The sequence below is a fragment of the Candidatus Nitrosocosmicus sp. R genome (genome assembly GCF_054408505.1).
Map to the genome: position 1 here is coordinate 2039228 of NZ_CP167090.1, position 15674 is coordinate 2054901.

Below are 15674 nucleotides of genomic sequence, written 5' to 3' on the forward strand. Positions count from 1 at the left end.
TCTGATAAAATGAAATCAAAATGCAAAGATCATATTTTTCTTTTGTCCATTCCTGAAAAGACCAAACCACAAATACAATAGTATTTAGACAAGTGACTACAGAAATTCCCTCTTTGAAGTTTGCAAATCGGACATAATGCCTATGAAGAGACATACAAGTGAAACGAATGTGAATCAAATTAGGTTTAAAGGAGATTTGGGAGATATCATGAATAATTTAGATATATTCAATGATGTTTGATCCTATGCTTTCTTGTAAGGATAATGTTTTCGATTAATTTAAATCGGATGTCTGATCAAAATGTTAAACCAAAATCAACGTTTAGATTAGTTCTGTGTAACCTAGTTTGACTGAATGGTCTTGAAATACAGGTAGTAATATTTTGATATTACAGTGGAGAAATATTCCTATCCTCAGATAGTAAAACTTCCACAATGTCAGTTAGCCTTTTTCCCTAACCCAAGTAATAGTCCATATTATTGGTTTAGTAGAGATCCAGAATTAAGCTTTTTCATTTGTAGTCATGGATTCTAGCTACTGAATACGTTATTGACATTCTCATACAAGTAATCAGTAAACACTTGTGTGGACCTCATCAAAGAAATTTAGTAATGTTCTAGTAATTATTGGCAAAAATGATATTTGTTAGGACACAATGCAAAACCTTTACCAATTGTTAAATGCACTAGAAACGTAGTCATAATACGAAAACAGAGAAAGAGATTCAGGATATGTTAAATGAACTAGAAAGGTTTTGTGCTAATTTAGGTCATACAACAGAAGAAATGCAGGGAGAGATTCAAGGTTTAAAGTTTGCGTTGGGCCAACTTGGACAGGAATTGTAACTTTACATTTATACATTTCTAAAGCAAAGATTCATTGTGAGGACTTTTTTGCTAGTTTGGATTTTAAGACTGTTAGTCATTCTAATTTGATACACAGATTTACTTTGCGTAAATAATATATCATACAACTACATTCGCTTATCAATGGGCTGAAGCATTCCTTCATTTAGACAGTTAATTGATATAGAGCGGTTGAATTAGTCTAAATTTAGGAAAGGACTACCCTCCAAGGATGAGAGCGAAGCGTTTGATACTATATTTGAAAACCCCACTCTGTATACTCGATATCTATCTAATGCCAACAGACCCATTTCAATAGAGCTTATTATGATGGGTGCTTTATTTCATAACTATAGAGCACTTTTGAAGTTAAACAAAGAGAGCAAGTTAAACGAAGGTTCAACAAAGCAGAAAGTAGCCACCTTGGAAAGAGAGAAACCCGTAGCCAAAGCGTTGTTTAATAAAACCTGCGAAAGGTGGCGCGGTCTACTATACGCCCTTCATAAAGATGATAGAAAACAGTTGCTTAAGATGTTAGTTGATTGATGTAATATCTTGAATGGGGGGCGACAAAGGTTGAGCCGGGTAGTGAAATCTTTAGTGTTCTTTTGGATATAGATGTCCTTGATAACAATCATGATATTACAAGATATATCTAAGATACCATAACTACAGGAAAAAGGAAGTATGAAACTATTCGAACTAGACAAACTATATAACTTTAACCTGTAAGATGGTGATTGTATAGTATTAGAACAGGAACATCATCTAAACAAAATCAGGTATCTGCCTAAAGACTCGGTCCTCCTAACAAACCACCCAGAATAACAATTCAATGAAATTATGTGTCCTGATCTCTACATGGAATTAATAAACGGAAATGTTATAGAAGCGAAAATCAGTATATAATGTTGGATGACTTCATGTCCCAAGGCAACTGGTGGTGTACTAAGATGAATATAGGTAGTGGATTATATGGTCCTGCCACAAATGTAACTCCTAATGGAGAGAAACACTGGCCTCCTCTCAATGAGAGAACAAGGACAGAATATAGGGATAAATTGTGGCTAGATGAATGTAGAGAAGAACATATGTTTCTTTTTTGGATAACTAAATGTAAACATTATAGTGTAGAATACTATGAAGATTGATTATCCATCTAGAGGAATATTGAGTTTGATTCGGTGTTCGACGCCGCTAAAAGTTTTAGAATGTCGGAGAAAAAAGTATGAGGCAGCGAGAACCATAGGATTGACAAAAGGATCTCATTAGTAGCTAAAATTATTGTGTCAATCAAATACGGAGACTAAGGGTGTTTTCTCTTATGGCATTTATTTGCTACCTTTTTAAGGAACGAGGGAGTTGAGACAGAAATAATTGATTTATTACAAGGAAGGATTAGCAGCTCTATCTTCGCAAGGCATTATTACAGGCCACCGATGGAGAAGTTTGATGAGATTGGAATTAAATTAAATAAATTATATCACCAGGTTGTTTAAAATTAAAATAATTGGATAAACGACGAATTGATCTTAATCAAATGATTTGTTAACATAAGATAAAGATTTGTAGATCTTATAGAAAGGATTTACTTCAAGGAAGGATAAGTAGCTCAGTGTTTGTCAATCATTACTATAGACCAGATATTAACTAGATTATTACAAGAAGGTAAGGCCGGTATTGGATGAGTTGATGATGGAATTGCAAAATTAAGTTCGATTAATGGTAATACTTTTAATTAAATCTTTAATAACATCTTTGCAGGATATTTGTCATGAAAAGCAATAATCGGATGGTTTTGCTTAGTATAATCATGGGAATAGTAGTAGGATTGATATATGGTCCAATTTCTATACATCTTATATTAGCAGCACCGCCACATCCTTGTTTTGGTGGTGCTCAAGACTATATTTGTATTTGTGAAAATAATCCAGCTAAGCTAACTGCGAAATGTTGCTGGAATGATCCAATTACTGGAAGTTACTCTTGTCAGACCTGTGAGGTCAATACAGATACAGGGGATTTTGAGAATTGTACAAGTAAAGGAAAGCCTGACTCTAGTGTAGTAGCACCACCACCTTCAGGAAAGGCACCACCACCTTCAACAGAAAAGTGTCCTGATAACTCCGCAGTAGACCAGAATGGTAATTGTACTCCTACTACTCAATTGCCCGATGATACTAGTGACAATAACAAACCAAATCTCAGAGGCAACATACTAAATGACATGATGTCCACTCAAAGTCAAGATTCTTCCATATCTGAGGACGAAGAAAACCAAACTAATGGTTGAATAATGTAGATGATGAATCGATAACCCTTCTCTTATCTACCGCATAGTTTCTCTTTCTCTTATTTTGAATCTGAGCCCTTTGTCCATATCAATTTGCTTTATTTAGAATAACCTTTGAACAAGATAGTAACCAGAGCAAAGAGAATTATCTAGATGTATGATATGTTTAGAACGAATTCTTTGACTCCTAAAGTTTCTTCCACTCGAACAAATTCTTTATAAACACCTTTGTATGGTATTTGTTATGAAATACATTAACTACATACTTTTGTTAATGTCTTTATCATTTCTTTATGCTCTATTAATAACTACTAATTCGCCATTGGTATTACAAACGCAAAGTTGGATATATGCTACTTCCTCAGAACAAAAAGACAACAACCAGGAAAAAGCTCAAACTTCATCTGTAAACGAAGATAGTCCCGATGAAGTAAGTGATGAATCTGAATTATCACAAGGAGATATAAATTCTGACGGATCCGAGAGTAATTCAAATAGAAATGATGATAATGATGTTTCCTCAACTAACCAAAACTCCAATTGTCCCAACATTACTGAAATCTCTAATCTTCCACTATACCTCGGCCAAGATGGATGTCAATATCCATGTCCATCTTTTGATAGCAACGACGAGAATAATATTCCAGAAGGATGTCCCATAGAACCATTAACATCACAAACTAACACCGGTTTCTCAGTTAAGGAGGAGAACCCAACGCTATCACCATCTCAAGAACAGCAACAGGTTGAACAACAGCAACAACAGCAAAATAGTCAGGACAGTCCAAACCAAAATGCCTTTGTTAGTCCATCAATTAATAGTGATACTAGTACTACAGTTTCTAATAGTGAAAGCCCTACTACTCAGAAATCCTTTACTCCTGGTGGTAAACTTAGAAGTGGGTCCACACAAACAGAATCAAGTATTCCTTTGCTTTCAAATGATGTATCCAAGCCCAGGCCTTCAGATTCTGGGAATAAGGAAGTTGAAGGCACCTCACTTGTCCAACCTAGTCAAACAGAATCAAGTATTCCTTCATTAGAATTAGGATACAACCCTGCAAAATCATTGAATTTTACTCCCACTCAGAGGATGGGTGCTCCGCTTGATTCAAAAAGTCAAACAGAGCTGAGCATCCCCGGAAAAGCGAATGATCTTTCTGGACCTCTGAACCCCGGCTTAGGTCAAATTCAATCTGGTATTACTTTACTTCCAAAAGACGGCTCCAAATCATTGACACCTGGCGCTGGTAATACTCCGGTAGAGGGAATTCCAGATCAACCAAACATTAACCCTCAAACTCCAGTTGATCCGGGAAATATACCAACAACAATTCCTGAAAAGGCCTATCTCACTGTAATCACAAAAATGATAGGATTTTACACCGGGTATCTCAAAGTATCTGATTTTGAGATATGTGTCAAGTCAACAGTTCAGTCCAATGGAATCTATAGAGATGTAGACGCCATCCCGAGGTGTGCTGACGGTTCAGCTTCAGGATCCAAATATACTGTTCAAGCTCCTGGGTCAGTCATAATATGGGTAAATAATTTAGACAAGCTCGGCACTACATCATTAATGATAGAAACACCAAATCTTAACAACCATATCTCTGCTTCTGAATCTAAAACCAGTACCATCTACATATCACCAAATTCACCACAATGATTATTATATAGAAGCACTACGTTATTGAATGAAGAACCCTGTACCTATTTCAATTTAAGCATCCTGATTAAAGAAAATATAATATGCTAAAACAAAATATCGACTCATTTTCTAGCTTCTGAAAATACAAACTGAGATCTAAGTATCGATGATATGAGTGAAGCTTATTATATATAATGTATCATTAATTGATAACGGTCTACTTCGTTTACCCCTTAGTGTCGTCATCTTGTTCAAATTCCATTGATGGATAGACCGTTACCATAATTTGCGTATTGGAGTAGGTATTTCTGCCCTTGTATAGATGGAGTACTTTAATTTTATTGTCAATTGACATAAAGCTAGTGTATTCATTTGCAAATAAATGCAATTATCGATTATATGTTTCACCATCGTTGAGATATTGCATAGACCTATCCATTCAATTCCGATATGTAGTTCACAGGATATGCTTACGCAGTTGATATATTATTAGAAAGACTTTTTACTTCATTCCAATATTTTTCGAACATTAACTCGAATCAATACCTTGTGTTCCTCATTTGAGTATGTTGCAACTAGTTTGTTGTTTGGATCATAGTTGACATGAAGCACGTGTTTACTATCAAATATTATGACCATTTCATTTATTTCTGCAATCTTATTCGTGTATCCGATTTGGATTGGATTGACTTGTGTTGACGCATTAATGGAAGCAATTTGTCTTGTCAAATATTCGTCTACATCCTCCATGAGAATTTTGATTGATGCTTCTTTTTGGAGTATCTTTGGTAAATAATCAATAAATTTACCTTTATTTAGGAGATAGCAAAGAATTTTGTTGGATGAAAATGTAGTCAGGTCCTTCTTACATGTTATGAGCAACGATTCTACCTCTCCTTGAATATTTTCAAAACCTGACATGGTTTTCTGAGTGTCTCTTTTAACTTCATACTCTAATTCTTTTATTCTTGTAGAAAATGGTATGGCCATACTCCACAATTCTTCAAACAATTGCATTTGTTTTTCTGCTAGTAGTTTAGAATTACTAAAGTATGTCTGTAGAGACTCGTCATCCTCTTTATGAAGAACAAACGCCATGTATCCCTTCTCGTCACGGATCCCAAAATTTCCCCTCAATCCATCTAAATGTCTAATTTCTACGAAAGGTAAGGTATTAAGAAATCCTTCATTTTCTGTATTCACTTCAGTAATTAGTCTACATTTTATGCCCTTTCCTTTGATTCTCTGTTTTACTAATTCTAATCCTTCTACAAAATATTTGGAAGCCCATTTACACATTTCAGCATCCCAAACTGTGTTATATCCTAATTCGGTCGAATTCAATCCATCTGCGACCATTTCAAGCACTATCTTATAATCATGGATAACGTCAGTAATTACAGGATGATAATAATTGGACTCTTTTAACTGCTTGAGAGTTATTTCATCCACTATATTGTATTACTAGTCCATTTTATTAAAAAGTTGTTATATTTATTTGAGTTCTATTTTTAGAACATTGGGTCTTGCATGAGCGGCGTGGAAAACTAGAGATGCGAGACCCTTATGGAATTATTTTGGAGATTAGACATTACTAATATGATGAGTTTAAAAACGCCTTGTATTGAGAGTCTTTATTCACTCTAGTTACTACGCACTATAGCAAAAAGACAATATGGTAGAATAAATTGTGAGAGGATTGATTACGTGGATTGGTTTATTCTATTATCTTATCTCCCAAACACTATCTGATGTATTGCCCTCACTATCTACTTCATAATCAAAGAATCCCACTTTATTATTTAAGTTGGATAATTCTCCTTCAGATGATGTATTAAAGAATAATGAGCCTTCAAATCTGACATCGCCTTCTGGGTTTGCATTGCCTATTCCTTCTGCTGTCCAAGTTACCATTTCTCCATCTGTTGTAGTAGATATTCCGTGTCCTTCTCCATGCACCGTCCCGTTAGTGTAGAGTGTTGCCCAATATGTGCCAAGGTTACGTGCCAGTATATCACCAAATATAGTTTGGTTTGCAACAAAAGTTGTTTCAATTACTGGATGAGGATGAACTTCAAGAACTCTTTGATTTGTGATTTTACCTTCTTCTTCTATGATTAATACCACTTGAGGATGAAGACTTGATGAGTCTTGCTGTTGATCCGTTGCTAAGGTAGTGTTAGAATTGTTGTTGGAGGCGGAGGTTAAGTTAGTACTATCTATCTGAGCAAACACCGGAGCTACAATATTCTCAAATAGATTAATTCCAACAAATGTCAACACAGATACACTTAAGCCAATATAGAATTGTGTCTTTGAAATAGCTATTTTACTTGTTTTTGATAAATTGCGTTTCATTGCAAATTAATCACATTCCTTGTATTTAAGTTGTGCTTAAAGTGGTTGGTTTGATTGTATCAGATTCGATTTGTTTGGATTGCATGGTCTTTTCTTAGGCTTAATCTCTTGTTTAATTGAAGATACTTAAAAGAGGGGTCCTGCATAAGGTGCGTGGAAATCTAGAGATGCAAGGCCCGACTGGAACATTGCTGGGAGTTAATGTTAACCCCGACTATCTTGATGGGTTTAAACACCATGTATTGATACACATGTTTAACCATAGTCACAATACAGTTTTGAACAAGGATTAATTAAGATAGCAAATACTCGAGATATTGTGAACTTTTAAATAATGAGTTTTGAACAAACTCTATTTCAATATTTTTAAAGGAATCTCATCTGGGTAAATCAAAATTGTTTAATTCCAGTACTAATTGATATTCCTATTATGGTTTTTATACAAGATAACGAAGGGATTCTTAATGTACCTTTAGAGAAGGTTTGGAAATTGGTTAAAGCTCATTTTACTGATGCCTCAAAAATTCATCCAAATGCAAAAGATGTTAAAACAGAACAACTAAGTGAAACCACATTCATAAATACCTGGCTGCAAGAAATCGAAGGTCAGTTAATTGAATTTGAAATGAAAGCAACGCTGTTCTATCCTTTAGGAGTTGCATTTGAAGTATTAGAGGGACCGTTTATTGGATCCAAGTATTTTGTGTATTACGTTCCTATACCAAATGAATATAACACAACAAAAGTAGTTGCTGTTGGAGACTTTAAGTCTGCATATGCTAACAATGATGAAAAACTAAAAGAATTGGTTCTCAACAACTTTGAATCTGTTTTCGCAGAAGATGTCACTTATTTACAAAATATACAATAACCTTGTACTGACAGAGTGGTGTACTAAATACCGTTTAAAATAACTAAACTCTTAATGCAATCTTGCAACATGGTGAAGAATTGGCCTTAACTTTAAACTAATCATGGTTATGTATTTCTCATACTCTTCAAAGGATTAATGATTTCTATCTCATTTGAGTGAAGCTGAAGACATAACTGTACATGTGTATAACAATAATATTTTGAACAAAGAATACATCGTGCTATAGGTATAGCCAAACAACCATTAATGATACAATCAATCTTATTTCTTAGGCCTCTATTCGATTCTTTTAAAAATCGTTTTTCAGTGGGAATATTATTAATTGAATCATTGAGATGATTATTCATTCCATTCAAAGTAATAGCAGAGAATATCTATATAATATTTTTGCTATATTATTGTTATAGTATTTAATGCTGCAAGAAACATACTAACAGTGATTTATATTACTTTTAATATTTTTAATCAAAAATCTAATTACCAATTACGATTTCTCTCAGTCATCATTTTAATGAAGATGAATGTACTTTGTCCTCACTCATTTTTCTAGAAAACCTCGAGTCCTAAATTTTGTCCTATATCTCTTCTACCGTATGCCCCGTATACTAACAAAACTTTTCTACTTCATTCATTTTATCCAGAATCTCTTTCTCTGGCTTCATAAATACAAGGTATTTTAGAATTATTTCAGAGATAAAGCACTACAAAAGGAAGAACTGCGTCGTGAATCAATCAAAGACATACAAAATAGCATTATCAGAAATAAAGATCAAATAGAAGCCTTTCTTTAGTAATTTATTGACTAAATGCCAAGTCTGCAATAAAGGACTTAATTCTATCTATATAAGGGTCGGTGCAAAATAATCCCTCAAGTTGGATTGTATTGTATCGCTTGCGATATCTATTATTCACTTAATCTAGAAAAACAGTATACTGTAATGCAAAAACAGTATACTGGTCAACGAAGTCCAAATCATCCTTCTTTTCATATACAAAGCTTCAAATAAAGCCTTGGGCGGGAATTGAACCCGCGACCTTTGCCTTACCAAGGCAACGCTCTGGCCAGGCTGAGCTACCAAGGCATTTTATTAATAAAAAATATCAACATAATTTAACCATTTCCATTCAACAATATTTTCCTACAAGTTCGATGGTACTATAGTCTCTATGTTGATTATCTAGTATTGCATCCTCATGGGCTAACCATGAGTGAACCATAAATGAATCATTGGTAAACCATGTGTTAACAGCAAGTATTTGAAATACCTCTCTGACACCCACTACTCCTATTTTGGATTTAATTAAATTTTTGGATAATAAATCAATGGCAAGAAGGGATAGAACATCCCCATAATTACCCCTATTAGAAATTTGAGTTTGCAACGACAATTGTCTAGCCCTTCACCACTAAATATGGGTGATCGAAATTTGTAAAAAATACCTTCCTTCTATTTTATAGTATTTTTGAAGATATTACCAGAGCGAATTTTCTTTTACTTCTGTTAGAGAAACCAGTTCAAACATTTATCTCTAATTTGATACATCGTTCATTTCCAGGATTTTCTTCAAAGATCTATGCCTATTATAATCATCTAGTAGTATTTTGGCAAGGTGGTGTGTAATATCAGTAACACTTATTATCCCAATAATGCGATTATCGGCCTCTAAAACAGGTAATCGCTTGATCTTATTTGAAAGCATGATTCTAGACGCGGTATCAACTGAGTCATAAGTCATAATAGTAATTAATGGAGAAGACATGATCTCTTCGACAAGAACTTTATCGGCATAATAATTCTCCAAACAAACCCGTTTGACTAAGTCGCTTTCAGTAATAATTCCAATTGGTGTATTGTCCTTATCTATCACAATTAAGGATCCTATACGATTTTTAGTTAGAATAGCAGCCACATCGCGCGCAGTTTTATTGGAATATGCAGCAATTGTCCATGGCTCCCTAAAGGACATTATCTCACTTACGCTACTCATATTAATACAATAGCGTGTATCAACTTCGTATAAAAACTATCATCTTGTCAAATGATTTTACTTCTGGTGATGCGAGTCTCCTTAATGTAAATAAAACTTCAATACCAGGTTCACTTTTCAACAATAATAGCTTCACAAAAATTAATAATCTAATTTTATAAGGATTCTCTAGTGAATTTTCTAGAATTAGCTGAAACCTTTGCAATGATGGAGAAAACTACTAGCAGGTTAGAACTTACTGATCATCTAGTATCAATATTAAAAAAAACACCTACTGATATAATCGATAAAATAGTTTATTTAATTCAGGGAAAAATAGGACCAGATTATGAATCGAGCGAATTGGGAATCGCCGATAAACTGATAATTAAGTCACTGTCACTTGTAAGTGGTCATTCACCTACCGAAATCCAAAAGAAATATTCTGATGTCGGAGATTTGGGAGACGTCGCTTATAATATCTTGAAGAACAAGATACAAACCACATTAATTCAACAACTACTAACTATCGAAAACGTATTCGAAACATTATTAAAGATTACCAATGTATCTGGGACAGGATCGTTAGACGTTAAACTCAGATTTATTGTGAGTTTATTGAACAACTCCTCCGATATTGAAGCAAAATTCATAGTCAAACTAATTCTAGGAAATTTAAGATTAGGTATTGCAAACTTTACTCTTCTTGATGCAATAGCTCTAACGTTTACAGGAGATAAAAAAAACAGACAAATACTAGAAAGAGCCTATAATGTTTCTAGTGATTTAGGAAAAATTGCGTTAATACTGTCTAAAGGATCACTTGAGGATATCCGGTCGATCTCCATTTCTTTATTTATCCCCATTCGACCAATGCTCGCAGAAAGAGTGTCAAATCCATTAGAGGCCCTGGAAAAAATTAATGGCGATGCATTAGCAGAATTCAAGATCGATGGCGAAAGAATTCAAATCCATAAAAAGGGAAAAAAGATTGAACTATTTACTAGAAGCTTGGAAAATGTGACTTCAAATTTTCCTGATATTGTAAAGGAGTTAGATAAAATAGAGACCAAGGATTTGATAGCAGAGGGTGAAGTTGTTGCAATTAATCCTGCTAACAATAAATATCTTCCATTCCAAACTTTAATGCGGAGAAGAAGGAAGTACAATATTCAAGAAATTACTGCGGCTTATCCTGTAATATTGAACTTATTTGATTTGCTATACTTTAATGGTCTTGACAAGACACATCTACCCCTACTCGAACGCAGAAAGTTACTTGTAAAAATATTTGGTACACAGCAAATGAGTGGTAAAATTAAATTAATAGATCAAATCAAAGTTTCAAGATTTGAAGAAATTGAAAACTACACGGAAAAGGCTCTCAAGAATGGTTGCGAAGGAATTATGGTAAAGAACCCCAGTAGCCAGTATAGGGCCGGAGCCAGAGAATGGGCTTGGATGAAATATAAGAAAGAGTATTCTGGAGAAGTTACTGATTCAGTTGATCTAGTAGTTGTAGGGGCTTTACATGGGAAGGGAAGAAGGGTTGGAAAATACGGGGCGTTGTTGTTAGCTACCTATGATCCAGATAGGGATATCTTCTGTACTATATGTAAAGTGGGTACTGGATTTACTGATAATGTTCTCCTAGACATAACTGACAAGCTCAACAGGTACATTATCAAACATAAACATTCTAGAGTGGAATCCGGAATTACAAAAATGGATACTTGGTTCGAACCCAAAATAGTTTTAGAGATCATTTCCCCTGAAATAACCTTGAGTCCTGTTTACACAACTGCAATTAATAAAATGAAGCCCGGATATGGTCTAGCACTTAGATTTCCAAAATTTACTGGGAAAATTAGAGAAGATAAGTCTGCGGAGGATGCTACAACAGTCAAAGACATTTTTGAAATATACAAGGGTCAACTAAAGTAGTAGTAATAATAGAAGATGATTTAATTACACAAATTTACTTATCGAAAATTGATTTGTCAATCGAATTAATTAAATTATTTTCTATGATGAGTAAAAAGATCAAAGTGTCTCTTAGATGCCCTTCCACTTAATTCCTAGTCTTATTGGCCCGTGGCCACTTTGAGATTAGTATCACTCCCGTATAACAAAAATATCTAAGATTAGTAAAAAATTTTAAAAGCGCTATAGCATATTAGAGCTGATTGATTTCAATTAATCAGATTTATTGCGAAGATTGTAACTTGTTTATGGAAAAAATTAGAAAAGAGGACAGATTCAAGATAGATATAATTATTACTTCACCCCCGTATAATATTGGAAAAAACTATAGTTCCTATTACGATAGCAAAAAGACTGATGATTACTTAGATTGGCTGTTTGTGGTAGCTCAAAAGAGTTTTAATATTCTAAAACCTAATGGATCCTTTTTTCTCAATATCGGTGGAACCTCTGCTGAACCTCTAATTCCCTATCTTGTTCTAAACAAGTTTATTTCTGCAGGTTATAAATTGCAAAATACCATTCACTGGATAAAGTCTATATCCATTGAAAAAGAAGACATAGGAAATAATAACCAGATTTGCAAAACTGGTTTTTCGATAGGTCATTTTAAACCGATCAGAAGTAGCAGGTATTTAACTAATACACATGAATATATTTTTCACTTTACTAAAACTGGAAATCTAAATTTAGAGAAATTGTCAATAGGTGTTCCCTATCAGGATAAATCAAACATCAAAAGATGGAAATCAGTAGAGCAGGACAAGAGAGACAGAGGGAATGTATGGTTCATATCTTATCCAACCATCCAATCCAGCAGATCCCATCCTGCCATTTTTCCTGAGAAACTAGCTAGTCTTTGTATTAAACTTCATGGATATTCTAATAATGACTTTATAGTATATGATCCTTTTATAGGTATTGGTCATACTGCATTGGCATGCATCGAACTTGGTATCAACTATATTGGTACTGAGATTGATAAAAACTACATCAACATCGCTAATAACATGATCTTAGAAAAGAAAAAAAACCTCCCGAAATCAAAGTAACCATTATATGCCATATACTAATCACTCGAGATTAATGGTTGGAAAGATCATAGCAGAGCAAGCTGATGTATAGACACAATAATTTGAATAACTGACCTTATTTCCACTATACAAATACCAGTTATTGTTATCAAATATAGGTACACAATAACAAACGAAATTATGTACAGGTTGAGTTTTATTTATTTAACGACCTGATGATTTTTGAAAAACATACTTGCAATTTACTAGGGTTCGTATGTACCTAATGATCAGATTGTAACCGCATACAGATTATGGATAATTCTAATAGGGAATCAAAATATTGGGTATATTATGCGATCCATACAAAGTAGTAAAACATGAAAAGTGGATATATCGTTCTGTCTTTTTCAATGACGAATAGTAAACAACCAGGGTGGGAAAACAAGATATAGGTTCAAAGGAATCTAAAGATAGTGATGTACAGCACGAGTAGTCCAAGATTAAACGGAATTATGACATGTTAAGGTAAATAGAGTCAGTCTGAATAGCACATTATTATCATTATATATCAAATTTTAGAAAATCATGGTGTCTCTTTTAATTTAGGAATAGACAAAACAATAGGAGGAATAGTAGGCTTCCACATTCTATTTTTTTCTTAATGCCCTAAGGATTCCCATCCCCATAATAATATACCCTATTACGATTATCCCAATGAATTGGGGTGCCAAAATTTGCGACTGTCCGCTATCGGACGATGAATTCGTCTCATTACTATCTTGTGTTGGGACAACAAATGACGATATCAGCACGGAAGTACCCATGATAGCACCGCCAATGATTAATAAAACAGTTAGAAGTCTAGATGCCACATTTATGCCAATCCCGAACGAAATTACAAATAATAAAATCGATCCACCGCCAAAAATCATCCCTCTTTCTTTGGCTGAGAGAGGCAAAAAGCCATCTTCTGAATGACTTAACATCGAAACACCGACATCAAGAATATATATTATTAATAGCGCAAGTGCCACAGATACTAGGACCTCCGATGCTATTTTTCTTGTTCCTTGCATGCTATTTATTTTCACACTGGTTATTTAATTATTAATTAGTAAATACCGGTTTCTGGTAGTCTACCATCATCTATGGTTGGCCAAATAATGATAATCGGTTGATCAAAAAGTCATTATGGTGGAAAACAAATATTTTAGCCACGGCCAAATTAGGCAAAATATATCGTCAAAGGTAATATACAATACTGGATTTTAGTTTGGGATATAACAATATGACCATGATTAGAGATTTGATGCTTCCATCACAAGTGCCTAATCATTAAATCAGTCTAATCTGTCTTTACCAAAACTTGTTGATTTAGAATTAAATTAAATTTTTGTGTTATTTTTGATTCCTGACCATTGAAACCCCCCTACCAAGCGAAAACAGTGATATAGAGCAAAATTAGGAAAAAACCCGAATGAAAAAATTCCTTATAAATAGTGTAGCATGTAAATAACAAAAGGAGATATTGAAAACAGTACCTGATAAAGGGTCCAGTACTACTTGAGATAAAAGGAGAATGTAACATATTAGGTGTCAAATGCAAGAATGAATGCATCGGATGGGAAAGTAGTAGAGTCATTCCAGTTGAAAAAAATAACAATTCCACCTTATCGATAATTAGGGGAAGGAATTGGAATCATCATAACCCTGAGACCAATGAGCACCACAAAAATTTTGGAATCTCAATTTGGAAAGACCTTGTGAGAAACGTATTGAAACAAGAAAAAAAGAGAATCATAATAATTGGACCCTCCAATTCAGGTAAATCCACCCTTTCATTGTATATGGCAAATGTGTTTATCAACCATGGTTTAAGACCTTTATTAATAGATGCAGACGTGGGTCAGGGCGATTTGGCGCCACCGACTTGCTTGGGAGCGGCAGTAATGAATTTCCCGGAAGTAGACCTATGGAAGGTAAAAACAAATTGGACGAATTTTATTGGCGGCATTCAACCCGTCGGGTACGAGTCTAAAATTATTTCAAATATTCGCTGGCAATTAGATACCTCATTAAAGCATGATTTGTCGATCATAAATACTGATGGCTATATAAAAGGGAACGGATTGATACACAAGATCGATCTGCTGAAAAAAATACAGCCTGATTGCATAATATATCTTGGTGGCCCAAATATGGACAGAAATCTACTGGAATTATTTAGCCATCTTCCAACAAACCTGAAAATGAATTTCATGTATGGAGAAAGGCAAGGAGTTGTAAATAACAGATCCCTCACGGAAAGATATGCGAAAAGAATCAAAACTTTTTATAAATTTTTGACAAAGGATAAAGTAGTAAATATGAAATTAGATCTTTCTAGAATCAATTATATTTACTATAGGAATAGATTTTTTTCAGAAATAAAATGCCTAAAGGGATATGAGTTTTCAAATGCAATGAATGAAAAAATATTATATGTTCCCGATAACGAATTTCTAAAAAACCGCTTTGTGGGATTTGGAAATAAAATTGATAATGGCCTGATTTTTGGATTTGGATCGATTGATGATTTTGTGAAAGGAGTTCTGGTGGTTAAGGCAAATGTCAAAGAATTTGATACGATCTTCTTAAGTGACACCAAATTAGATATAATATAAAAGAGTCAACGTGAGTCATATG

Annotated in this window: 14 protein-coding genes and 1 tRNA gene; 9 read left to right on the plus strand and 6 right to left on the minus strand. The window is 34.1% G+C overall.

Going from position 1 to position 15674, the window contains the following annotated elements:
- Positions 1–1173 precede the first annotated feature (1173 nt).
- The 4 genes from AAGU22_RS10400 (at position 1174) to AAGU22_RS10415 (ending at position 4808) form a co-directional block, all read left to right on the plus strand.
- Positions 1174–1392 (plus strand): hypothetical protein, encoded by a 219-nt coding sequence (locus AAGU22_RS10400; RefSeq protein WP_458719039.1) that lies wholly within the window; start codon positions 1174–1176, stop codon positions 1390–1392.
- A gap of 377 nt (positions 1393–1769) precedes the next feature.
- A complete protein-coding gene (locus AAGU22_RS10405) occupies positions 1770–1997 on the plus strand; it encodes a hypothetical protein (RefSeq protein WP_458719040.1) in 228 nt (75 codons plus the stop codon).
- Between the two features lie 623 nt (positions 1998–2620).
- Positions 2621–3139, plus strand: coding sequence for a hypothetical protein (locus AAGU22_RS10410; RefSeq protein ID WP_458719041.1), 519 nt, complete (start codon positions 2621–2623; stop codon positions 3137–3139).
- Positions 3140–3383: 244 nt separating this feature from the next.
- Positions 3384–4808, plus strand: a complete 1425-nt coding sequence (locus AAGU22_RS10415) for a hypothetical protein (protein ID WP_458719042.1) — start codon at positions 3384–3386, stop codon at positions 4806–4808.
- 489 nt (positions 4809–5297) lie between these two features.
- Here the strand turns inward: AAGU22_RS10415 and AAGU22_RS10420 are convergent, their stop codons facing one another.
- Complete coding sequence (locus AAGU22_RS10420) at positions 5298–6242, minus strand: hypothetical protein (RefSeq protein ID WP_458719043.1); 945 nt, start codon at positions 6240–6242, stop codon at positions 5298–5300.
- Between the two features lie 273 nt (positions 6243–6515).
- The gene (locus tag AAGU22_RS10425) at positions 6516–7148 is read right to left on the minus strand and encodes a hypothetical protein (RefSeq protein WP_458719044.1); all 633 of its coding nucleotides are present in this window, start codon (positions 7146–7148) and stop codon (positions 6516–6518) included.
- A 149-nt stretch (positions 7149–7297) separates the two neighbouring features.
- Between AAGU22_RS10425 and AAGU22_RS10430 the strand changes: the two genes are divergently transcribed.
- On the plus strand, positions 7298–7441 hold the full coding sequence (locus AAGU22_RS10430) for a hypothetical protein (RefSeq protein ID WP_458719045.1): 144 nt from the start codon (positions 7298–7300) through the stop codon (positions 7439–7441).
- Between the two features lie 137 nt (positions 7442–7578).
- The gene (locus tag AAGU22_RS10435) at positions 7579–8019 is read left to right on the plus strand and encodes an SRPBCC family protein (protein WP_458719046.1); all 441 of its coding nucleotides are present in this window, start codon (positions 7579–7581) and stop codon (positions 8017–8019) included.
- Between the two features lie 1010 nt (positions 8020–9029).
- Here AAGU22_RS10435 and AAGU22_RS10440 read toward each other — a convergent pair.
- The 3 genes from AAGU22_RS10440 to AAGU22_RS10450 form a co-directional block, all read right to left on the minus strand.
- A tRNA-Thr gene (locus tag AAGU22_RS10440) sits at positions 9030–9104 on the minus strand.
- Positions 9105–9147: 43 nt separating this feature from the next.
- Positions 9148–9411: a hypothetical protein gene (locus AAGU22_RS10445; protein ID WP_458719047.1), complete on the minus strand. Its 264-nt coding sequence runs from the start codon at positions 9409–9411 to the stop codon at positions 9148–9150.
- Between the two features lie 141 nt (positions 9412–9552).
- The gene (locus AAGU22_RS10450; protein ID WP_458719048.1) at positions 9553–10011 is read right to left on the minus strand and encodes a CBS domain-containing protein; all 459 of its coding nucleotides are present in this window, start codon (positions 10009–10011) and stop codon (positions 9553–9555) included.
- A 171-nt stretch (positions 10012–10182) separates the two neighbouring features.
- Here AAGU22_RS10450 and AAGU22_RS10455 point away from each other — a divergent pair, with 171 nt between their 5' ends.
- Complete coding sequence (locus AAGU22_RS10455) at positions 10183–11934, plus strand: ATP-dependent DNA ligase (RefSeq protein WP_458719049.1); 1752 nt, start codon at positions 10183–10185, stop codon at positions 11932–11934.
- A 287-nt stretch (positions 11935–12221) separates the two neighbouring features.
- Positions 12222–13025 (plus strand): DNA-methyltransferase, encoded by an 804-nt coding sequence (locus AAGU22_RS10460; RefSeq protein ID WP_458719050.1) that lies wholly within the window; start codon positions 12222–12224, stop codon positions 13023–13025.
- Positions 13026–13636: 611 nt separating this feature from the next.
- Here the strand turns inward: AAGU22_RS10460 and AAGU22_RS10465 are convergent.
- Positions 13637–14065: a hypothetical protein gene (locus tag AAGU22_RS10465; RefSeq protein WP_458719051.1), complete on the minus strand. Its 429-nt coding sequence runs from the start codon at positions 14063–14065 to the stop codon at positions 13637–13639.
- 687 nt (positions 14066–14752) lie between these two features.
- On the opposite strand from AAGU22_RS10465, the gene AAGU22_RS10470 reads away from it, so the two are divergent.
- Positions 14753–15652: a Clp1/GlmU family protein gene (locus tag AAGU22_RS10470; protein ID WP_458719052.1), complete on the plus strand. Its 900-nt coding sequence runs from the start codon at positions 14753–14755 to the stop codon at positions 15650–15652.
- Positions 15653–15674 lie beyond the last annotated feature (22 nt).

Excerpts from the sequence above, each read along its gene's own strand:
- AAGU22_RS10400 (WP_458719039.1), top strand. The coding sequence starts at position 1,174 with ATGATGGGTGCTTTATTTCATAACTATAGAGCACTTTTGAAGTTAAAC.
- AAGU22_RS10405 (WP_458719040.1), top strand. The coding sequence starts at position 1,770 with ATGTCCCAAGGCAACTGGTGGTGTACTAAGATGAATATAGGTAGTGGA.
- AAGU22_RS10410 (WP_458719041.1), top strand. The coding sequence starts at position 2,621 with ATGAAAAGCAATAATCGGATGGTTTTGCTTAGTATAATCATGGGAATA.
- AAGU22_RS10415 (WP_458719042.1), top strand. The coding sequence starts at position 3,384 with ATGAAATACATTAACTACATACTTTTGTTAATGTCTTTATCATTTCTT.
- AAGU22_RS10425 (WP_458719044.1), bottom strand. The coding sequence starts at position 7,148 with ATGAAACGCAATTTATCAAAAACAAGTAAAATAGCTATTTCAAAGACA.
- AAGU22_RS10435 (WP_458719046.1), top strand. The coding sequence starts at position 7,579 with ATGGTTTTTATACAAGATAACGAAGGGATTCTTAATGTACCTTTAGAG.
- AAGU22_RS10450 (WP_458719048.1), bottom strand. The coding sequence starts at position 10,011 with ATGAGTAGCGTAAGTGAGATAATGTCCTTTAGGGAGCCATGGACAATT.
- AAGU22_RS10460 (WP_458719050.1), top strand. The coding sequence starts at position 12,222 with ATGGAAAAAATTAGAAAAGAGGACAGATTCAAGATAGATATAATTATT.
- AAGU22_RS10465 (WP_458719051.1), bottom strand. The coding sequence starts at position 14,065 with ATGCAAGGAACAAGAAAAATAGCATCGGAGGTCCTAGTATCTGTGGCA.